Here is a 19,056-nt window from a genome sequence, read left to right on the forward strand (position 1 = left end):
CGACCAGCGCGGGCCAGCGCGACGGGAGCAGTGCCGCAAGCGCCAGTCTCGGGGCGGCGGTGCCGGGCGCGAATGCCCGGCAGACCGGCCAGGATAGTAGGAGCTCGCCCCCCGCACCGGCTTCGCTTTGGCTGCCAGGCACTTTTCATTTCATGACTAACGTTTTATAAGCTAGAGGCATGTCCAAGCCCAGCGGCCAGCCCGAGCCGCCCCGAGAGCGAGCCCCTGCATGACCGCCCAAGCCCGTGCCGCCGTGTTGACCAACTACCTGGAAGTGGCGCGCCAGTACGGCCTCAATACCCGCGTGCTGATGGCCCAGGCGGGCCTGACGCAGGCCATGCTCAACGACCCCGACCAGCGCATACCGGTCGAGGCGGCCATCCGCCTGATGGAAGATTCCGCCCGCGAAAGCGGCTGCGAAACCCTCGGCCTGCGCATGGCCGAGCTGCGTCAGCTCTCCGACTTCGGCGAGGTCAGCCTGCTGCTCAGCCACCAGCACAGCCTGCGCGATGCGCTGCAGGTGATCGTGCAGTACCGCCACCTGATGAACGACTCGCTGGCGATCTATATCGAGGAAGCCGGCAAGACGGTGCTGATTCGTGAGGAAGTGGTCAGCGAATACCCCAGCCACAGTCGCCAGGCCATCGAACTGGCCATCGGCGTGATGTACCGCTTCTGCGCCGCCCTGCTCGGCGCGCACTGGCACCCGATCAGCGTCAACTTCAGCCACGAGGCCCCGGCGGATCTCTCCGTGCACCGGCGCATGTTCGCCTGCCCCCTGGAGTTCGGCAGCGAATTCAACGGCATCGTCTGCCCCTCGACCAACCTGGATACCGCCAACCCGCTGGCCAATGCCGCCATGGCCCGCCACGCCCAGCGCTACCTGGACTCGCTGCAGGGCTCCAGCGAACACTCGCTGACCCTGGACGTGCGCAAGGCCATCTACCTGTTGCTGCCCATGGGCCGCGCCACCATCGAACAGATCGCCCAGGCCCAGGGCATGAACGTGCGCACCCTGCAGCGGCGCCTGGAGGAGGACGGCGGCACCACCTTCAGCGAGCTGATCAACAGCGTGCGCCGCGAACTGGTGATCCGCTATATGGAGAACCCCGGCTATTCGCTGGCGCGCATCGCCGACATGCTCGGCTACTCGCTGCCCAGCTCCTTCACCCGCTGGTTCATCTCGCAGTTCGGCATGCCGCCGGCGACCTGGCGCGAGCAGCACCAGGTGGGCTCGCGCAAAGGCAGCTGAAGCCCCTCAGAGCCTGTTCAAAGGCTGCTGCGCCGCGGCAACGCGCCACGCCCTGCCAGCAGGCGGTCACGCCAGCGGGTCGGCAACCAGGCGGCCAGGTGCCACATCGGATGCAGGGGATAGCGCGGCTTCGGCCTGCTCGCGCGGATCGCCCGCAGCACCGCCAGGCTGACGCGCTCCACCGCGGCGCCCTGTCGCGCGCTGCGTTCCACCCGCTCCAGCAGCGCCTGCACTGCCACCTGATAATCCGTGCCGGCGTAGCGCGGATCGGCCTTGACCTTGCCCCAGATCGCGGTACGGATCGGCCCCGGCTCGATCAGCACCACCTCGATGCCGTAGATGCCCAGCTCCACCCGCAAGGCGTCGCTGACCGCCTCCAGCGCATGCTTGCTCGCCGCGTAGCAGCCAGCCAGCGGCGTGGTCAGGCGCCCGGACACCGAGCCGATATTGATCAGCCGACCACGGCCGGCGCGATCGGGCCCCGCGCCGAGCAGGGGCGCGAAGGCCTGGGTCACGCCGATCAGGCCAAACAGGTTGACCTCGAACATGGCCCGCATCTCCGCCAGCGGCTGCAACAGCAGCGGGCCGGTGGGCGAGGCGATACCGGCGTTGTTGATCAGCGCCGCCAGCCCCTGCCCGCCGACCCAGGCCTCGACCTGGCGCACCGCGTCCGGCAGCGCCGCCTGATCGGTGACGTCCAGCAGCAGCGGATGGAAGGCCTCGCCCAGCTGCTCGCGCAGCCGTGCGGCCTCGTCCTGACGACGCAGCGTGCCTATGACCCGGTAACCCTGATCGAGCAACAGACGGGCACAAGCCAGGCCGATGCCGGAGGAAACGCCGGTGATGAGAACGAAGGGCTGCATGCCGTTGACTCCTTGCAGTGGGGGGTGGGAAATATCGGTTCAGGGCGCCGGCTGGCGCAGGCTCGCGGCCAGCTCGTCGAGATCGAGCACGGCGCGGCTGAGGTAGAACTCCGCCCCGCCCTGCCCGCCTGTCTCCGACGCCTGCAGCAACGGGCGGACGAACTGGTAGCTGCTGCGGATCTTGGCCAGCGCCGCGGCATGCTCGGGCAAAAGCAGGCGCAGCTGCGCGAAACGCGCTTCGAGCACCTGGTCGAGCGCCTGCGGCGACACCTGCGGGAAAGTTATGGGCATGCCCGACGGCCAGGGGTAATGACGTATCTGGTAATCGAGCAGCAGGCTGGCCAGATCCAGGCTCTGCTGCCCCAGCAACTGCACCGACGTCGGCGCCTCGACAGCGACCGAGGCCGGCGCGACGACCCCGGCGGCCGCCTGTTGCAGCGCGCGCTGCTGGCTAAGCAGCTGGGCCAGCAGCTGCGGATAGGCCTGGCGCTTCCGGCGCGGCAAGGCGTCGAGCGTGGCGAAGCTGCGTTGCATGGCCGCCAGCGGCGCGGCCAGCTCGGGCGGCTGGCCCAGCTGCAGAACCTGAATCTGCAGGCTGTGCAGGTGGTGGTAGACGGCCGTCAGGCTGCGCGGATCCGGTGCCCGCTCGGCCGGATTGAAGTACAGCAGGGCGCTGGCGCAGAGCAGTTGGCCGCGCGCGCTCAGCTCGTTCAACGGTTGGGGCTGGCCGGCGGCCAATAGCGGGGCACACAACAAGGGCAGCAGGGAAAGCCGGATGACTCTGCGCATGGTCCTAACCTCGTTCTAATTGTTATCGGGCTAAGCGGTTCTGCACCTGCCAGCGACAGGCGCGTCCGCGGCGGCAGGCGCAGCCGCCGCGGAGGTGGAATAAAAAAGCGGACGACTGCTACCCCAGCCGCCGCGAAGCATCCAGGGCGGTGCCCCCCGGATTGACCAGCTCTTTGGTGCCCGGTGCGCTGAACAGCGCAGCCCGGCGATGGTGGACGCACTCGCCTTGCCAAACGGCAAGCAAGCGCCGCCACACAGGATTAAAAGGCGGCGAGCTGCGTGCGCAGTCGCCGCAAACGCTCCGGAGCGTCACGCCGAAGCGGGTCACGCCCTGACCTGAAAGCACAGGGCGTGGCGGTTACTGGCGCCGGATCGCGCAGCCGGTGGCCGCCTGCAGTTGGTCGAAGTCCACCCCGGGGGCCATCTCCACCAGCTCGAGGCCGGCAGCGGTGATGTCCAGCACGGCCAGGTCGGTGATGATCCGGTCGACCACGCCGACGCCGGTCAGCGGCAGGTCGCAGCGTTCGAGGATCTTGTGCGCGCCGCCCTTGGCGCAGTGCTCCATGATCACCACCACGCGCTTCACGCCGGCCACCAGGTCCATGGCACCGCCCATGCCCTTGACCATCTTGCCGGGGATCATCCAGTTGGCCAGGTCGCCGTTCTCGGCCACCTGCATGGCGCCGAGCAGGGCCAGGTTGATGTGGCCGCCACGGATCATGGCGAAGCTCTCGGCGCTGTCGAAGAAGCTGCTGCCGGGCAGCGTGGTGATGGTCTGCTTGCCGGCGTTGATCAGGTCGGCATCGATCTCCTCCTCACCGGGGAAGGGGCCGATGCCGAGCAGGCCGTTCTCGCTCTGCAGCCAGACCTCCATACCGTCGGGGATGTAGTTGGCCACCAGGGTCGGCAGGCCGATGCCGAGGTTGACGTAGAAGCCGTCCTGCAGCTCGGCGGCGGCGCGTTGCGCCATTTCTTCGCGGGTCCAGGCCATGATCAGTTCCCCCCTGCCGCTTTAGAAAGCGTGCGGACTTCGATGCGTTTTTCCGGGTTGGGGTTGAGCACCAGGCGCTGCACGAAGATGCCCGGCAGGTGGATCTCGTCGGGGCCCAGTTCGCCGACCTCGACGATTGCCTCGACCTCGGCCACGCACACCCGGCCGGCCTTGGCGCACAGCGGATTGAAGTTGCGCGCGGTCTTGTTGAACATCAGGTTGCCGGCCCTGTCGGCCACCGCGCCCTTGATCAGCGCCACATCGGCGGTCAGGGAGCGCTCCATCACGTACCAGTCGCCGTCGAACTGGCGGGTTTCCTTGCCCTCGGCGATCAGCGTGCCGTAGCCGGTGCGAGTGAAGAAGGCCGGGATGCCGGCGCCGCCGGCGCGCAGCTTCTCGGCCAGGCTGCCCTGGGGGGTGAACTCCAGCGTGAGCTCGCCGGCCAGGTACTGGCGCTCGAACTCCTTGTTGCCGCCGACGTAGGAGGAAACCATCTTCTTGATCTGGCGGCTGTAGAGCAGCGGGCCGAGGCCGAAGTCGTCGACCCCGCAGTTGTTGCTGATGATGGTGAAGCCGGTCTTGCCGGTCTCGCCCAGCGCCGCGATCAGCGCCTCGGGGATGCCGCACAGGCCGAAGCCGCCAGAGGCGATGGTGATGCCGTCGTGGACGATATCGGCCAGTGCGGCATGGGCATCGGGATAAATCTTGTTCATGGATGACCTCGGGATTGATCTGAACCTAGCGCTCCAGCACATAGGTACCGGGCGCGGCGCACAGCGCCGGGTATTTCTTCGAGCCGAGCGTTTTCGGCGCGCTGCGGCTGGCGCCGGAGCGCTGGCCGATCCACTGCCGCCAGTGCGGCCACCAGCTGCCTTGCTGGCGCTCGCCGGCGGCCTCGAGCCAGTCCTCGGCCTCGGGCTGGGCCGCCGGAGCGGCATGAAAATAGGCCTTGGGATTGCCCGGCGGGTTGACCAGGCTCTGCAGGTGGCCGGCATTGGACAGGACGAAGGTGCTGCCTTCGCCGAACAGCCGCGCGGTGCCGTAGCAGCCCTGCCAGGGGGTGATGTGGTCGGTGGTGCCGCCGACCACATAGGCGCCGACCTGCACCTGGGTCAGGTCGATCGGCAGGCCGGCGATGCGCAGCCGGTTCGGGTTGCTGAAGGGGTTCTGCTCGATCAGGTCCAGGTAGTCGGCGTGCAGCTGCGCCGGCAGGCGCGTGGTGTCGCTGTTCCAGGCCAGGATGTCGAAGGCCGGCGGCTTGTTGCCGAGCAGGTAGTTGTTGACCCAGTAGTTCCAGATCAGGTCGTTGGGCCGCAGCCAGGCGAACATGCGCGCCATTTCCTGGCCGCTGAGCACGCCCTTGCGCCGCGAGCCCGCCTTGGCCGCGGCCAGCGCGGTCGGGGTGGCAATCATACCGATGCCGGTGTCGTCCATTACCGCAGGCATGTCCAGCACGCATACCGCCCAGTTGGTGTTGGCCACCTTGGCGCCCTCGCCCTGGGCCGCCAGCCAGCCCAGGTAGGCGGCCAGGGTGATGCCGCCGGAGCAGGAGCCCCACATGTTGACGTCCGGGCTGCCGGTGATCTGCCGCGCCACGTCCACCGCCTGGTCCAGGCACTGCACGTAGTCGGACAGGCCCCAGTCGCGCTGCTTGGCCGTGGGGTTGCGCCAGCTGATGACGAACAGCTGCACGCCGCTGTCCTGGATCCACTTGATCAGGCTTTTTTCCGGCGACAGGTCGACGGCGTAGTACTTGTTGATCTGCGGCGGCGACATCACCAGCGGGCGGCTGAACACGCTCGGCGTGGTGGGGGCGAACTGCAGCAGCTCGAACATCTTGTTGCGAAACACCACCTCGCCCTTGGCCGTGGCGAGGTTCTCGCCCAGCTTGAACGGCGTGCTGTCGACCTGCGACGGCAGGCCGCGGTTGTGCAACAGGTCGCGGGCCAGCTGGCGGCCGCCCTGCAGCAGGCTGGCGCCGCCGGTGTCGACCACCCTGCGCAGCGCCGCGGGGTTGGTCAGCAGCAGGTTGCTCGGCGCCAGGGCATCGACCAGCAGGGAGGCGACGAAACGTGCGCGGCCCTTGTCGGCGCCCTGCAGGTCCGAAGATTCGATAAAGCCATTGAGCTCGCGCTCGCCGGCCAGGTAGCTCTGCACCAGGGCGCGCAGGAAGGGGTTGCTGTGCCAGGCCGGATCGGCGAAGCGCTTGTCCTTGGGCGCCGGTGCCAGCGCGGACGCGCCGCTGGCGATGCGGTACAGCTCGCGCAGGTAGTTGCCGCCGTGCATGCCGGCCTTGAACGGGGTGCGCGCCACCGCCTTGAGCAGCGAGCCGGCGGCGCCGAGCACATCGCGCGGGCGCACGCCGATCAGCGGGGTCACCGCCAGGGTGTGCTTCTCCGCGGCCTCGGCCAGTTCGGCGGCCGTCTCCAGCACTATCGACTTGGCGGTCGGCTTGGCGACCTTGCGCACCACCTTCTTGGCGGTCGGCTTGCTGGCGCTCGGCGCCTTGCTCCGGCTGCTGCGCGGCTTGCGCAGGGCGGCGCCGGCCGGCACGGCGGACTGCTCCGGCGTGGGGGATTCGGGGTTTTGCTTCATGACAAGTCTCGGCTAGGCAGGCTCGGAAGGCGCATCACCAGCCCCAGTGCAACAGCACCAGGACCAGCGCGGCGAGGAAGGCGGTTTCGCCGATCATCAGCAGGATCGGCTTGATCCCGACGGTGGCCAGCTCCTTGAGCTGGGTCTTCATGCCGAGGGCGGCGATGGACACCACCAGGCACCAGCGCGACAGCTCGTTGATACCGCCCTGCACCAGGCTCGGCACCCAGCCGGTGCTGTTGATGCAGGCCAGGATCAGGAAGCCGACGGCGAACCAGGGCAGCAGCGGCGGGCGCTGGCCGCCGGTCTCGGCGCCCTGCATGCGGGTGATCATGGCGGCCACCACTATCACCGGCAGCAGCATGGCCACGCGCATCAGCTTGACCACGGTGGCGGTGTCGCCGGTTTCCGCCGACATGCTGTAGCCGGCGCCGACCACCTGGGCCACGTCGTGGATGGTGGCGCCGAGGAACACCCCGGCGAGCTCCGGCGACAGCGCAAACCAGTTGGCGATCATCGGGTAGAGGATCATCGCCAGGGTCGACAGCGCCGACACGCCGATCACAGTGAACAGGGTGGCGCGTTCCTTCTGCGGGTGGTTGGGCAGCGCCGCGGCCAGCGCCAGCGCCGCCGAGGCGCCGCAGATGGCGGTGGCGCCGCCGGTGAGCATGCCGAACAGGCGCTGGAAGCCCAGCGCCTTGGCCGCCAGCACCGACAGCGAGATGGTCAGCACCACCAGCACCACCACCAGCGCCAGCGGCTTCCAGCCGAGGCCGGCGATCTGCTCCAGGGTGATGCGCATGCCCAACAGGCACACGCCTAGGCGCAGCACGGTGCGCGCGGTGAACTCGATGCCGGCCTTGCACTTGCCCTCGCTGGCGAGGAAGTTCAGCGACAGCCCCAGCAGCAGGGCGAACAGCATCACCGGTGCGCCGTAGTGCTCGGAGAGGAAGGTGGCGGCAGCGGCGGCCACCAGGCTGACGCTGATGCCCGGCGCCAGTTCGCGCACGCGGTCGTTGAACTGGACCAGAGTAATGGTGGTCATGGGGCCGACTCCTGCGGCGAAACAAGGATGTGCAACTGCTCGCCCTCCACCTCTACCGGGTAGGTGGGCACTTTCAGCTGGGTGGAATTGAGCAGGTAGCCGCTGGCCAGGTCGAAGCGCAGACCATGGGCGCCGCACTGGATCACTCGGCCCTGCAGCTTGCCGCCGCACAGCGACGAGCCCTGGTGCGGGCAGCTGTCGCCGATGGCGTAAAACTGCCCCTCGACGTTGAACAGCGCCAGGCTGTAGCCCTCGCCTTCGAGCAGCAGGCGCGCCCCGGGGGCGGCCACCTGCGCCAGGGCGACGCTGATACGCCGGCTCATGCCCGGCGCTCCTCGGGCTCGTCAAGGGCCCGGCGCATGGCCAGCAGCAAGGCGTTGGCCGACTGCGCCCCGGATACGTCCAGGCGCTTGTTGAAGACGAAATGGGGTACGCCCTGGGCCGCGCTCGCCCCGGGCGCGAAGTACGGCTGGCCGTTGCCGCGCAGTACCGGCGCCAGCTGGGCGGTGTCGAAACCGCAGGCCTGGGCGATGGCCAGCAGGGTGGCGCCATCGCCGAGGTTCTCGCCATGCTGGAAATAGGCGGCAAACAGGCGCTCCAGCAGGGCATCGCGCTGGGCCGGCTGGCCCAGCGCGGCGGTGCAGGCCAGCAGACGATGGGCGTCGGCGGTATTGGGCATCTGCGCGATGCGGCTCAGGTCGAGATCCAGCCCCGCGACGCTGGCGGCGCGCTGCACCTGGGCCTGGCGCAGGCTCACCGCCTCAGCACTGCCCAGGCGTTCCAGGTAGAAGGCGGCAAAGGGCACGCCCTCGGCCGGCAGATGCGGCAACAGTTGCACGCCATGCCACTGCTGCTCCACCCGCACACCGGGCCGCTCGTGCTGCAGCTGCAGCAGGGCCCTTTCCAGCTGACGCTTGCCGATCAGGCACCAGGGGCAGATGAAGTCGAAGAACACCTCGACCTGCAATACGGCGCTCATGCCTGGGCCTCCAGCGCCGCCTCGACGGCTTTCTCCTCGACGCCCTCGCCTTTCAGTCGCGCCATGTCGGCCAGGTAGCTGCGCCCCGCCAGGAGGAACACCGCGGCGGCGGCGATGCTCACCAGCGGCACCAGCTGGAAGGCATTGTCCAGGCCGATCAGATCGGAGACCTTGCCGGTCAGCAGCGGGCCGGTGGCCAGGCCGAGCAGGTTGTTGGCCAGGGTCAGGGTGGCGAACGCGGTGCCGTGCACCTTGTGGTGGGTCAGGTTGGCGACCATGGCGCCGGCCGGGCCCGAGGTGCCGGCGGCGATCACCATGCCCAGGCCAATCAGCGCCAGCTGGGCGGTGCCGAACGGCAGGGCGAAGGCCAGCGACAACAGCAGGCAGCTGCCCAGGCAGTAGGCCATGCACAGGCTGATCTTGCGTTCGGGGCCATGGCGGCTCATGCGGTCGCTGAGCATGCCGCAGAGAATCATGCCGACGCCGCTGCACAGCACGATGATGGCGGCCACGGCGCCGGCCTTGTCGGTGCTCATGCCGTAGAAGCGGTTGAGGTAGCTGGGCATCCACACGATCACGGTGCCGCCGACGAACAGCTGCAGGCCGCTGGCGACATAGGCGCAGAGTACCGAACGGCTGGAATACAGGGTGCGCAGCGGCCGGCCGACCTTCAGCGCCGCCGCGCCGGCTGCCTTGGCCACGCGCTGCGGGGCGATGCGCGACTCGCGCACCACGATCGGATAGAGCAGCGCCAGCGCCAGGCCGAAGAACGCCATGCCGGCGAACGCCCAGCGCCAGCCGAAGTGCTGCGCCATCACGCCGCCCAGGGCCATGCCCAGCACCGAGCCGAACATGCCGCCGGAGATGAAGGCGCCGGACAGGGTGGCGCGCATCTCACGGGGAAACACCGAGACCACCACGGCGATGCCGACGCTGCCATAGGCGGCCTCGCCGACGCCGACCAGAAAGCGGGCCCAGAACATCTGCTCGTAGTTCTGCGCCAGTGCGCAGCCCAGGGTCGCCAGGCTCCAGACCACCGCCATCAGGGTCAGGCTCTTGATCCGCCCGAAGCGGTCGGCGAGCAGCGACAGCGGGAAGGTCAGCAGGCCGACCATCAAGGCGACTATGCCGCTGAGCAGGCCCAGCTGGGTGTCGCTCAGCGCCCACTCGGCCTTGAGGCTGGGGAACACGGCATTGAGCACCTGCCGCGACATGTAGTCGGAAATCAGCAGGCCGAAGGTCAGGGCGAAGACGATCCAGGCATAGCGGCGCGCTATCCCCTGGGAGCTATCCTCGATGTCATCGCCGATATGATGCGCAGCCATGCTGCCTCCTCGAACTGTCGTTATTGTTTTAGGGTAAAAGCCTCTGGGAAAAAGCTCCTCACCCGCCTCTTGTGGGGGCGGAGGGCCGGCGTCGCATCCGCCAACGTGGCGACGGACGCGACTACCAACCGGGCAAGAGCTTTATCGCAAAAGCCTCGGGATCAGCCGAACACGCCAGCCAGCCGGCTGGCGTGTTCGCTACGGGTGCTGCCGGCGAGCCGGCATCGCCCTCCCCCCTGGACCTGACCAAAACAGGGGGACTGACTCGGTCGATCAACCGCGTTGCGGCACGCCCTTCTGGCCCGCCTTGCGGTTCGGCGCCATGCCGTTGGCCAGCAGGGTTTGCTCGACGCTGTCGTACTGCACGCCGATGCGGTAGATCTCGCGCGCTTCCTTGCCGCTGGCGATCTCGCGGCCCAGCTCGTGGGCCACGCGCACCGTCTGCTGGATCTGCTGCACCGAGGTGAAGCGCTTGCCATGCTGGTCGACTATGGTGTCCTCGATGCCGCAACGCGGGTGCAGGCCCATGGCCAGGGCCATGGCGTTGAACGGCAGGACGTTCTTCAGCAGCGACTCGGCGGTGAGGGTACAGCCGTCCGGCGCGCGGTGGATGAAGTTGAAGAAGTTGAACGGGTTGGGGCCGTCGAAGCCGCCGCCGATGCCAATCCAGGTGAGGTTCAGCGGGCCCATGTACAGGCCCTTGCGCACCATGCGCTCGAGGGTTTCCAGGGCGTGGATGCCGGTCAGCTGGAAGTGCGGCTGGATGCCGTTGGCGGTCAGGCGCTTGAGGTGCTCGGCGACCCAGGCCGGGCCGGCCGGCACGGTCATCTCGCTGTAGGCGGCCTGGAACGCCGGGTTGGCCAGGGAGGTGCCTTCCAGGTACTCCGGATAGAGCAGCTCCATGATGTTCATCTGGGTGGTGTTGATCGCCACGGTGACCTGATCGGGCTTGGGCGTCAGTTCGGCGAGCATGTGGCGGGTGTCGTCGGACAGCCACTTGGCCGCCTCGCCTTCGCCTTCCGGGGCGAAGGAGATCGAGCCGCCGACCTGGATGATCATGTCCGGCACGGCCTCGCGCACCCCCTTGATCAGCTCGTTGAACTTGGACAGGCGCTTGGAGCCGCTGCCGTCCAGCTCGCGCACGTGCAGGTGGAGCACGGTGGCGCCGGCCTCATAGCAATCGACCGCCTTCTGGATCTGCTCGTCCATGGTCACCGGGATGTCTTCCGGGAAGTCCGCCGGCATCCACTCGGGGCCGTAGGGGGCGACGGTGATCACCACCTTTTCCATGTTTTCCGGGTGCAGCGAATCGTCGAAGAATTGCATGGGATCCTCGCTTGGTCTTGTCAAAGTAGCCCGCCCCGCAACGGTAGGAACGGAACGGGCGAAAGGGTTAGTAGGTCTTGTCGCCGATGATCCCGGCTCGCTCCATCTTGCGATGGCAGGGCGGGTAGTCCATGACCGCGTAGTGCTGGGTACTGCGGTTGTCCCAGATCGCCACGCTGTTGGGCTGCCAGCGCCAGCGCACCTGGTATTCGGGGATGTACGCCTGGCTGATCAGGTAGCGCAGCAGGTCGCTGGCGCCGGGGTTGGCGTCCTGGCCGAAACGCACCCGATCCGGGGTGTGGTAGTTGCTGAAGTGGGTGGTGAAGGCGTTGACGAACAGCACCTTCTCGCCGGTTTCCGGATGGGTGCGCACCACCGGGTGCTCGGCATCCGGGTACTGCGCCTTGAGCGCCAGGCGCTTGTCGATCGGCATCGCCGCGCCGAAGCTGGCCTCGATGCTGTGGCGCGCGCGCAGGCCCTCGAGCCTGGCTTTGACGTCGTCCGGCAGATTGGCGTAGGCCACCACCATATTGGCCCACATGGTGTCGCCGCCCACCGGCGGGCACTCGATGCAGCGCAGCACGCAACCCAGCGGCGGCGCCTCGCGCCAGGTGGCGTCGGTGTGCCAGGCGTTCTCGTAGCGGTCCATCGGCTGATCCGGGCGCTTGTAGATCTGCACCAGGCCCGGGTGCTCCGGGTCGCTGCCGGCCACCGGGTGGTCTTCCAGCTCGCCGAAACGGCGGGCGAAGGCCACGTGCTCGGCGCGGCTGAACTCCTGCTTGCGCAGGAACAGCACGCGATGCCTGAGCAACTGCTGGCGGATCTCGGCGAACAGCCCGTCGTCGTGGATGGCGTCGGCCAGATTCACGCCGATCAGCTCGGCGCCGATGTTGTAGGTCAGTTGTTCGACTTGCATGGCGGGCCTCCTCAGATGACGAAGATCGACGAGCCGGTGGTCTTGCGCGACTCCAGGTCGCGGTGCGCCTGCACCGCGTCCTGCAGCGCGTAGTGCTGGTTGATCTCGATCTTGATCCGGCCGCTGCCGACATGGTCGAACAGCTCGCCGGTCAGCGCCGCCTTCTCCGCCGGGTCGGCGATGTAGTCGGCCAGGGCCGGGCGGGTCATGTACAGCGAGCCCTTCATCGCCAGCAGCTGCGGGTTGAAGCCTTCGATCGGCCCGGAGGCGGTGCCGACGCAGACCAGCAGGCCACGGCGCTTGAGCGAGTCCAGCGAGCCCATGAAGGTGTTATTGCCGACGCTGTCGAACACCACGTTGACGCCGACGCCGTCGGTCAGCTCGCGCACACGGCTGGCGACGTCTTCATGGCTGTAGTTGATGGTGTGGTCGCAGCCGTGGGCGCGGGCCACTTCGGCCTTGGCCTCGCTGGACACCGTGCCGATCACGGTCAGGCCGAGCAGCTTGGCCCACTGCGAGACGATCAGGCCGACGCCGCCGGCGGCGGCGTGCAGCAGGATGCTGTCGCCGGCCTTGAAGTCATGGATGCGGCGCATCAGGTAGGCCGAGGTCAGGCCGCGCATGGTCATGGCCGCGGCGGTCTCGAAGGCGATGGTGTCGGGCAGCTTGATCAGTGGCGCAGCCGGGATCAGGCGCTCGGTGGAGTAGGCGCCGAGGGTGTTGAGAAAGCCGGTGTAGGTGACGCGATCGCCGACCGCCACGTTGCTCACGCCCTCGCCCACCGCCTGCACCACGCCGGCCGCCTCCACGCCCATGCCGTTGGGCAGCGGGATCGGGTAGGTGCCGTTGCGGAAGTAGGTGTCGGCGTAGTTCAGGCCAACGGCCACATGGCGCAGGCGAACCTCGCCTGGGCCGGGTTCGCCGACTTCGACGTCCTCATAACGAAGGACTTCGGGAGCACCGGTTTCGTAGAAGCGTACGGCTTTGGCCATGCCTGATTTCTCCAATCATCGATCTTGACGAACAGCGTCGATTTGCGTTGATTGGACTTTAGGGCGAGGGCCTGGCGGGTGCTTCTCATCGGACGACAGGCGCTTTTCATTTAATGACAAGGCAGCCGGGACGAACCGCCGGCAGCCAGGCTGTGCAGCCGCCCCTCAGGGCAGCGCGGCCTGCACCGTCTCGTCGACTTCGTGCCAGCTGCTATCGGGATCGAAGCGGCTCATGGCCAGGGCCTGGTTGCCGCCGTCGGGGCCCAGATCCTTTTCGAACACCCGCCCCTCGTGACTGATCATGAAGCTCATCACGCCGCTGTCGCCATAGGCGCTGGGCCAGGCGATCAGGGCAAAGCCGCGGCTCATGTTGTCGCCCAGCAGGTAGTCGTAGGCGCCGCCCGGCGCCGAAGGCCCCTGGGCGGAGAGGATGCGGTAGCGATAGCCCTGCCAGTCGCCGTCCGGCAGTTCGTCGCCGAACAGCGGGCCCAACGGGCTTTCCTCGAGGCCGGGTTGCTCGACCCAGTACAGGCCGTCGTGCTGGCCATCGCGGCTGACGAACTGCTGTGCGTACTCCAGTACGCCGTCGCCGTCGCGGTCGACCTCGGCGTAGTCCATCTGCGCGTCGTGGTAGGCGCGCACCGCCTGCAGGGTGGCCAACTCGTTGCGGCCGATGCGACGCACGCGGATGGTCTCGCCGCCGGCCTGGGTATCGAAGCGCCATCCCGAGGCGTCGCGCATCAGTGGCAAGGGAAACTCCCAGGCCTCCTGGCCCACGACCAACACCGCCTGGTCGGGGGCCGTCGAACGAATTTCGTGATGTTCCCGGTACAGGGCGAGGAAGGCGTCGACATCCTCGCGCTCGATGCCTTCGAGCGGAATGTAGCTGCGCCACTGCTCGCCGAGCAGGGCCGCCATGCGCGCGGCGTCGGCGCGCTGGTTGCCCAGGGCGAGGATCAGGGCATCCACCGCAGCATTGGGGCTGGGAAAGCTCTGCTGCGCCTGCAAGCCCTGCAACGGCAGCGCCAGCAGCACCAGCAGGAAGACGCGAAGAACGGCGTTGGTCATGGCTGGACTCCCTGTCAGCGCCGCCGGGCGCCGCCGCGAGACGCGGAAATGGCGGGACGACTGACGGCGTGCCCGGCGGCGCGCGCCGCCTGCGGACGACTGGCGGCGGCGCGGCTGAGCTGGCCGCGTTCGCTGTAGTTGCGCGCCTGGCTGGGCGAGCGGGCGCCGGCGAAGGCATTGTTGCGGGCGCCCTGGCCCGCGGAATACTGCTGGCGGGCCTGCTGCCGGGTCTGCGCATTGCTGCGCAGTTGATCGTTCTGGCGCACAGGCTGATTGCGCAGGTCGCGGTCGGCCGTCTGCGCCCGCTCGCGGGCCTGGCGGTTGCTGCTGGCCGGGCTGTCGAAACCGCGTTGTTCCAGGCTCTGCCGGGCGCGCTCGCGCTCTGCACTGCGCGCCGGGTCGCGGCCGCGCAGCTCCTGGCGCTGCTCGCTGCCGCTCAGGCGCTGGCCGTACTGCTCGCGGCTGGCGCGGTCGCGGTAAGGCACGCCGTCGCGATTGAGCGCGTTGTGCTGCCAGGTGTTGTCGCCGGCATTGATCTGGCGGTTGCGGTTGATGTTGTTGTAGCGGTTCACGTCGATGTCGATATCGCCGTGTCCCCAGTCGCAGTCGCCCCACAGCGAGTCGATGATCGCCACCCCGGCGGCGAAGGCCAATCCGGTGGCCAGCGCGCTGCCGAAGTAGTAGCCCGGCGGTGGCGGGTAGTACGCCGGCGGATAGCTGGGATAGGGCCAGGTGCCGTAGACCACGCTGGGGTTGTAGCTCGGCACATAAACCACCTGCGGGTCGGCCGACTCGATGATGATGGTCTGCTGGCTGCTCACCGGTTGCGCGGTCGAGCCGCTCGCGCTGGGCTGCACGCTGACCTGCTGCTGCTCGTTGCTCTGCAGGTTGCCGGCGGCCTGGGCCTGGCGGCGCAGGCGCTGCACCGAGTCCATCACCGCATCTGGCTGGGCCAGGAAGGCATCGCCGACGCGCTGCACCCAGGCCGGGTCCTGGCCGAGGGTGACCAGCACCGCCGGGAAGGCGACCAGCGACTGCACGCTGGGGTCCCAGGGCTGCTCGGCGACCTGGCGCACGGCATCGTCGCCACTGGCTTGCGGATTGGCCTTGGACCAGGCCACCGCATCGGCGACGTCGCCGGGATAGGTGGCCGCCATCAGCACCTGGGCCAGCAGGGCATCGGGATAGAGCGCCAGCGGCGCCAGCATCTGGTCGAGTTCCTCAGTGCCGAACACCTGCTCCGCAGTCGCCGCCGCCGGCTCCTCGGCCGCCAGTAGCGGCGGCCCGGCAAGGCCACCGAGGACCAGCAGGAGAGGCAGTATCTGCAACATGACGCATCCCCTTGCACGCAGGCGCGTGCGCTGGCGACGGAGTTCAGCAAGCATAGGCCGGCGCTGGGCATTTGCCATGGCGTGGCGTCCATCCGCCGCGCCTGTTGCGTCGCGGCATGGACAACCGCCGCATCGCCGCCTCAGAAACGCTCCTCGACCATGCGGAAGGGGTAATGCGCCCCCTTGTAACGGCCGATCCTGCCGCGCTTGGGCAGTTCGATCTTCTGCTCCCGGGTGATGTCCTCGTAGGGCACCTGCTTGAGCAGATGGCTGATGATGTTCAGCCGCACCCGCCGCTTGTCCTCGGAACGGGCCATGTACCAGGGGGCCCAGGAGGTGTCCGAGGCGGCGAACATCTCGTCGCGGGCGCGGGTGTAGTCGTCCCAGCGGCTGAAGGACTTGAGATCCATGGGCGACAGCTTCCAGATCTTGCGCCCATCGTTGATGCGCTCCTTCAGGCGTCGCTGCTGCTCCTCGGCACTCACCTCCAGCCAATACTTGATCAGGATGATGCCGGACTCGACCATCATCTTCTCGAACAAGGGCACCACGGTGAGGAACTTGTGCGCCTGCTCCTCGCTGCAGAAGCCCATCACCCGCTCGACGCCGGCGCGGTTGTACCAGCTACGATCGAAGATCACCACCTCGCCCGCGGCGGGCAGGTGCTGCAGGTAGCGCTGGGCATACATCTGGCTCTTTTCCCGCTCGGTCGGAGCCGGCAAGGCCACCACGCGAAACACCCTTGGGCTGACCCGCTCGGTGATGGCCTTGATGGTGCCGCCCTTGCCGGCGCCGTCGCGCCCCTCGAAGACGATGCAGACCTTCAGACCATTGGCGACCACCCACTGCTGCAACTTGACCAGCTCCACGTGCAGGGCCTTGAGCTCTTGCTCGTAGTCCTTGCGACGCAGCGGTTCGGTGGCAGAGGTTTGCTCCTTGTCCTTGTCCTTCTTCTTGCCCATGGTTCGAGACCTCGTCGGTGCGTTGGGGGATGCGGCACTGAACGACCGATGCCACCCGTGATGGGTGGCACCCTGGTGTGCAGGCTTGCGCGGCGCGCGACGCCATGGCGGCTGCCGCCCTGCGCCCCTGAACGCTGCCTACCAGCATCAGGCTAGCAGCCTTGCTGCCGCTTGCACGGCCGCCACCCCGGCGCGCCCGGCGCCGCTCAGGCCCCCGCCAGTTCCTGTTCGCGGATCAGCTTCTTGTTGATCTTGCCGACGCTGGTCTTGGGGATGTCGGCGACGAAACGGATCTGCCGCGGGATCGCCCACTTGTTGATCTGCCCGCTGTCGACGAACTGCTGCAGGTGCACTTCGATTGCCGCCTGGTCGAGGCTCGCGCCCGGCGCACAGACCACCAGGGCCAGCGGCCGCTCGCCCCACTGCGCATCTGGGATACCGACCACGGCCACCGAGGCCACCGCTTCGTGCTGGCTGATCAGGTTCTCCAGGTCCAGCGAGCTGATCCATTCGCCGCCGGTCTTGATCACATCCTTGATGCGGTCCTTGATCTCCACCACGCCGCGGGCGTCGATCGAAGCCATGTCGCCGGTGTGCAGCCAGCCGCCCTGCCACAGCTCGGCGCCCTTCTGTGGCTCATGCAGGTAGCCCTGGGTCAGCCAGGGCGCGCGCACCACGATCTCGCCCAGGGCCACTCCATCATGGGCCACGTCCTGGCCGTTGGCGTCGACGATGCGCAGGTCGACCAGGGGGATCGGCACGCCGGTCTTGATCCGCTCGGGGATCTGTTCGTCCATCGGCAGGGCCAGGTCTTCGGTGCGCAGGTGGGTCAGGGTCAGCAGCGGGCAGGTCTCGGACATGCCGTAGCCGCAGTGCACGCGCATGCCCCGCTCGCTGGCTTGACGCGCCAGGCCGAGGGTCAGGGCGCTGCCGCCGAGCAGCATCTTCCAGCCGGTAAAATCGGTGCGCCTGCCCTCCTCGCACTCCAGCATCATCTGCAGGATGGTCGGCACGCAGTGGGAGAAGCTCACCCCCTCCTCGCGGAACAGGCGCACCAGGCTGTTGGGCTCGTAGCGGCCCGGATACACCTGCTTGAGCCCCATGGCCGTGGCCACGTAGGGCACGCCCCAGGCATGCACGTGGAACATCGGGGTGATCGGCATGTACACGTCCCCCGAGCGCAGCAGCGGCTGGCCGTCCCAGCCGGCGAAGGTGCCCAGCTCGTTCATGGTGTGCAGCACCAGCTGACGGTGGCTGAAGTACACGCCCTTGGGGTTGCCAGTGGTGCCGGTGGTGTAGAACAGGGTGGCCACCGAGCGCTCGTCGAAATCGGGGAAATCGAAGTGGCTGGCGGCGCCGGCCAGCAGGGTCTCGTATTCGCCCAGCGACGGCAGCCGGGTCGGTTTGGCGCTGCTGTCGGTCAGCTGCACGTAACCCCTGACGGTTCTCAGCTCGCCCTGCACCTGCTCCATCAGCGGCAGGAAATCGTCATGCACCAGGACGATATCGTCCTCGGCGTGGTTCATGGTGTAGGCGACCTGCTCCGGCGACAGGCGGATATTCACCGTATGCAGCACGGCGCCGAGCATCGGCACGGCGAAGAAGCATTCCAGCGCGCGGTGGCTGTCCCAGTCCAGCAGGGCCACGGTGTCGCCGGCCTTGACCCCGGCGGCGGTCAGGGCGTTGGCCAGGCGCTGGATGCGCTCGTTTAGGGTGCGATAGCTGTAGCGCAGCCTGTCGGCGTAGACGATCTCCTGGTCCGGCTGGTAGCGCACCCCGGACAGCAGCAGGCGCTTGATCAGCAAGGGGTAGTCGTAGGCGCCCTCTGCCGGGGCAATTCTTTTTGTCGTCGCCATGTTTGTTTTCCCAACGTGACCGTTCTGAATGTTTGCATCGCTGCAGGCAGGGGTGCGCCTCATGGGCTCTCGCGCACGCGGCGGCGCCCCCTCTCGGGCCTACAGTAGAGAGCCCCGCCCGCTACCGCTTCGCCTACCACGTCATGCGCTTTACATTTGCTGACAGCGCTGCTCGCTAGCGGACATGCGCAGTTCGTAGGGGGGATGACGCTCTTTTCATCCACCACAACGATGCGATCACGCCCTGGTGGATGGATGAAGCGCCATCCACCCTACCAACGTCCCGCGTAGGGTGCGCCGCGCGCACCAGGGGTCCAAACGAAAAGCCCCGGCACTGGGGCCGGGGCTTGCGGGAGTTGCTCGAGCGTAGAACCTGTGCACGATCTCGCGAGCTAGAGCACTACAAGGCAAAAACAGGCGAGGAAGCGGAGTGTACTTTTGTACATGAGCATTCCGAGCCTGTTTTTAACGCAGTAAGGCCGACGCGCAGCAGATCGTGGATAGGTTCTTAGAACTGCGCGGCGTCCAGCAGGTACAACGACTCGCTACCGGCCTTGACCGAGGCGCTCAGCGAGTGGATGCGCGGCAGCAGGCGGGCGAAGTAGAAGCGCGCGGTGCCCAGCTTGCTGGCGTAGAACGCGTCCTGCGCCTCCTTGCCCAGCGCAGCACGCGCCATCAACGCCCACATGTAGGCGTAGGCGGTATAGCCGAACACCTGCAGGTACTCCACCGACGCCGCGCCGATCTCGTTGGGGTTGCCCTTGGC

At 67.8% G+C, this 19,056-nt stretch carries 18 protein-coding genes; 1 reads left to right on the top strand and 17 read right to left on the bottom strand.

Going from position 1 to position 19,056, the window contains the following annotated elements:
• Positions 1 to 229 precede the first annotated feature (229 nt).
• Complete coding sequence (locus tag EA796_RS20300; protein WP_122109907.1) at positions 230 to 1,252, top strand: AraC family transcriptional regulator; 1,023 nt, start codon at positions 230 to 232, stop codon at positions 1,250 to 1,252.
• A gap of 17 nt (positions 1,253 to 1,269) precedes the next feature.
• Here EA796_RS20300 and EA796_RS20305 read toward each other — a convergent pair whose 3' ends face one another.
• The 17 genes from EA796_RS20305 to EA796_RS20385 all read right to left on the bottom strand — a co-directional run.
• On the bottom strand, positions 1,270 to 2,115 hold the full coding sequence (locus EA796_RS20305) for an SDR family oxidoreductase (protein ID WP_122109908.1): 846 nt from the start codon (positions 2,113 to 2,115) through the stop codon (positions 1,270 to 1,272).
• Between the two features lie 39 nt (positions 2,116 to 2,154).
• A complete protein-coding gene (locus EA796_RS20310) occupies positions 2,155 to 2,904 on the bottom strand; it encodes a hypothetical protein (RefSeq protein ID WP_122109909.1) in 750 nt (249 codons plus the stop codon).
• A 358-nt stretch (positions 2,905 to 3,262) separates the two neighbouring features.
• On the bottom strand, positions 3,263 to 3,895 hold the full coding sequence (locus EA796_RS20315) for a CoA transferase subunit B (protein WP_122109910.1): 633 nt from the start codon (positions 3,893 to 3,895) through the stop codon (positions 3,263 to 3,265).
• A 2-nt stretch (positions 3,896 to 3,897) separates the two neighbouring features.
• Positions 3,898 to 4,608 (bottom strand): CoA transferase subunit A, encoded by a 711-nt coding sequence (locus EA796_RS20320; RefSeq protein ID WP_122109911.1) that lies wholly within the window; start codon positions 4,606 to 4,608, stop codon positions 3,898 to 3,900.
• Between the two features lie 25 nt (positions 4,609 to 4,633).
• Complete coding sequence (locus EA796_RS20325; RefSeq protein ID WP_122109912.1) at positions 4,634 to 6,490, bottom strand: alpha/beta fold hydrolase; 1,857 nt, start codon at positions 6,488 to 6,490, stop codon at positions 4,634 to 4,636.
• Between the two features lie 34 nt (positions 6,491 to 6,524).
• A complete protein-coding gene (locus tag EA796_RS20330; RefSeq protein WP_122109913.1) occupies positions 6,525 to 7,535 on the bottom strand; it encodes a YeiH family protein in 1,011 nt (336 codons plus the stop codon).
• Complete coding sequence (locus EA796_RS20335; protein WP_122109914.1) at positions 7,532 to 7,858, bottom strand: Rieske 2Fe-2S domain-containing protein; 327 nt, start codon at positions 7,856 to 7,858, stop codon at positions 7,532 to 7,534. Before EA796_RS20335 ends, EA796_RS20330 begins: the two co-directional genes overlap by 4 nt.
• Positions 7,855 to 8,514 (bottom strand): DsbA family oxidoreductase, encoded by a 660-nt coding sequence (locus EA796_RS20340; RefSeq protein WP_122109915.1) that lies wholly within the window; start codon positions 8,512 to 8,514, stop codon positions 7,855 to 7,857. Before EA796_RS20340 ends, EA796_RS20335 begins: the two co-directional genes overlap by 4 nt.
• Positions 8,511 to 9,839, bottom strand: coding sequence for an MFS transporter (locus EA796_RS20345; RefSeq protein ID WP_122109916.1), 1,329 nt, complete (start codon positions 9,837 to 9,839; stop codon positions 8,511 to 8,513). The genes EA796_RS20340 and EA796_RS20345 overlap by 4 nt, the downstream gene beginning before the upstream one ends.
• A gap of 273 nt (positions 9,840 to 10,112) precedes the next feature.
• A complete protein-coding gene (locus EA796_RS20350; RefSeq protein WP_122109917.1) occupies positions 10,113 to 11,165 on the bottom strand; it encodes a 3-keto-5-aminohexanoate cleavage protein in 1,053 nt (350 codons plus the stop codon).
• 67 nt (positions 11,166 to 11,232) lie between these two features.
• Positions 11,233 to 12,081 carry a TauD/TfdA family dioxygenase gene (locus tag EA796_RS20355; RefSeq protein ID WP_122109918.1) on the bottom strand — a complete coding sequence of 283 codons (849 nt, stop codon included), beginning with the start codon at positions 12,079 to 12,081 and terminating at the stop codon, positions 11,233 to 11,235.
• An 11-nt stretch (positions 12,082 to 12,092) separates the two neighbouring features.
• On the bottom strand, positions 12,093 to 13,073 hold the full coding sequence (locus EA796_RS20360) for a quinone oxidoreductase (RefSeq protein ID WP_122109919.1): 981 nt from the start codon (positions 13,071 to 13,073) through the stop codon (positions 12,093 to 12,095).
• Between the two features lie 165 nt (positions 13,074 to 13,238).
• Complete coding sequence (locus EA796_RS20365) at positions 13,239 to 14,141, bottom strand: DUF2950 domain-containing protein (RefSeq protein ID WP_122109920.1); 903 nt, start codon at positions 14,139 to 14,141, stop codon at positions 13,239 to 13,241.
• 14 nt (positions 14,142 to 14,155) lie between these two features.
• Complete coding sequence (locus EA796_RS20370; protein ID WP_256679234.1) at positions 14,156 to 15,472, bottom strand: DUF3300 domain-containing protein; 1,317 nt, start codon at positions 15,470 to 15,472, stop codon at positions 14,156 to 14,158.
• Positions 15,473 to 15,612: 140 nt separating this feature from the next.
• Positions 15,613 to 16,434, bottom strand: a complete 822-nt coding sequence (gene ppk2 / locus EA796_RS20375; RefSeq protein WP_122109921.1) for a polyphosphate kinase 2 — start codon at positions 16,432 to 16,434, stop codon at positions 15,613 to 15,615.
• 206 nt (positions 16,435 to 16,640) lie between these two features.
• The gene (locus tag EA796_RS20380) at positions 16,641 to 18,290 is read right to left on the bottom strand and encodes a fatty acid--CoA ligase (RefSeq protein ID WP_122109922.1); all 1,650 of its coding nucleotides are present in this window, start codon (positions 18,288 to 18,290) and stop codon (positions 16,641 to 16,643) included.
• A gap of 508 nt (positions 18,291 to 18,798) precedes the next feature.
• A partial coding sequence (locus EA796_RS20385; RefSeq protein ID WP_178082582.1) for an acyl-CoA dehydrogenase C-terminal domain-containing protein occupies positions 18,799 to 19,056 on the bottom strand: 258 nt, incomplete at its 5' end.

Origin of the sequence: Pseudomonas sp. AOB-7, from assembly GCF_003696305.1 — a bacterium.
Lineage (GTDB): Bacteria > Pseudomonadota > Gammaproteobacteria > Pseudomonadales > Pseudomonadaceae > Aquipseudomonas.

Bases quoted from the DNA above. Each gene is read 5' to 3' on its own strand.
- EA796_RS20300 (WP_122109907.1), top strand. From the start codon at position 230: ATGACCGCCCAAGCCCGTGCCGCCGTGTTGACCAACTACCTGGAAGTG.
- EA796_RS20305 (WP_122109908.1), bottom strand. From the start codon at position 2,115: ATGCAGCCCTTCGTTCTCATCACCGGCGTTTCCTCCGGCATCGGCCTG.
- EA796_RS20310 (WP_122109909.1), bottom strand. From the start codon at position 2,904: ATGCGCAGAGTCATCCGGCTTTCCCTGCTGCCCTTGTTGTGTGCCCCG.
- EA796_RS20315 (WP_122109910.1), bottom strand. From the start codon at position 3,895: ATGGCCTGGACCCGCGAAGAAATGGCGCAACGCGCCGCCGCCGAGCTG.
- EA796_RS20320 (WP_122109911.1), bottom strand. From the start codon at position 4,608: ATGAACAAGATTTATCCCGATGCCCATGCCGCACTGGCCGATATCGTC.
- EA796_RS20325 (WP_122109912.1), bottom strand. From the start codon at position 6,490: ATGAAGCAAAACCCCGAATCCCCCACGCCGGAGCAGTCCGCCGTGCCG.
- EA796_RS20330 (WP_122109913.1), bottom strand. From the start codon at position 7,535: ATGACCACCATTACTCTGGTCCAGTTCAACGACCGCGTGCGCGAACTG.
- EA796_RS20335 (WP_122109914.1), bottom strand. From the start codon at position 7,858: ATGAGCCGGCGTATCAGCGTCGCCCTGGCGCAGGTGGCCGCCCCCGGG.
- EA796_RS20340 (WP_122109915.1), bottom strand. From the start codon at position 8,514: ATGAGCGCCGTATTGCAGGTCGAGGTGTTCTTCGACTTCATCTGCCCC.
- EA796_RS20345 (WP_122109916.1), bottom strand. From the start codon at position 9,839: ATGGCTGCGCATCATATCGGCGATGACATCGAGGATAGCTCCCAGGGG.
- EA796_RS20350 (WP_122109917.1), bottom strand. From the start codon at position 11,165: ATGCAATTCTTCGACGATTCGCTGCACCCGGAAAACATGGAAAAGGTG.
- EA796_RS20355 (WP_122109918.1), bottom strand. From the start codon at position 12,081: ATGCAAGTCGAACAACTGACCTACAACATCGGCGCCGAGCTGATCGGC.
- EA796_RS20360 (WP_122109919.1), bottom strand. From the start codon at position 13,073: ATGGCCAAAGCCGTACGCTTCTACGAAACCGGTGCTCCCGAAGTCCTT.
- EA796_RS20365 (WP_122109920.1), bottom strand. From the start codon at position 14,141: ATGACCAACGCCGTTCTTCGCGTCTTCCTGCTGGTGCTGCTGGCGCTG.
- EA796_RS20370 (WP_256679234.1), bottom strand. From the start codon at position 15,472: ATGTTGCAGATACTGCCTCTCCTGCTGGTCCTCGGTGGCCTTGCCGGG.
- ppk2 (WP_122109921.1), bottom strand. From the start codon at position 16,434: ATGGGCAAGAAGAAGGACAAGGACAAGGAGCAAACCTCTGCCACCGAA.
- EA796_RS20380 (WP_122109922.1), bottom strand. From the start codon at position 18,290: ATGGCGACGACAAAAAGAATTGCCCCGGCAGAGGGCGCCTACGACTAC.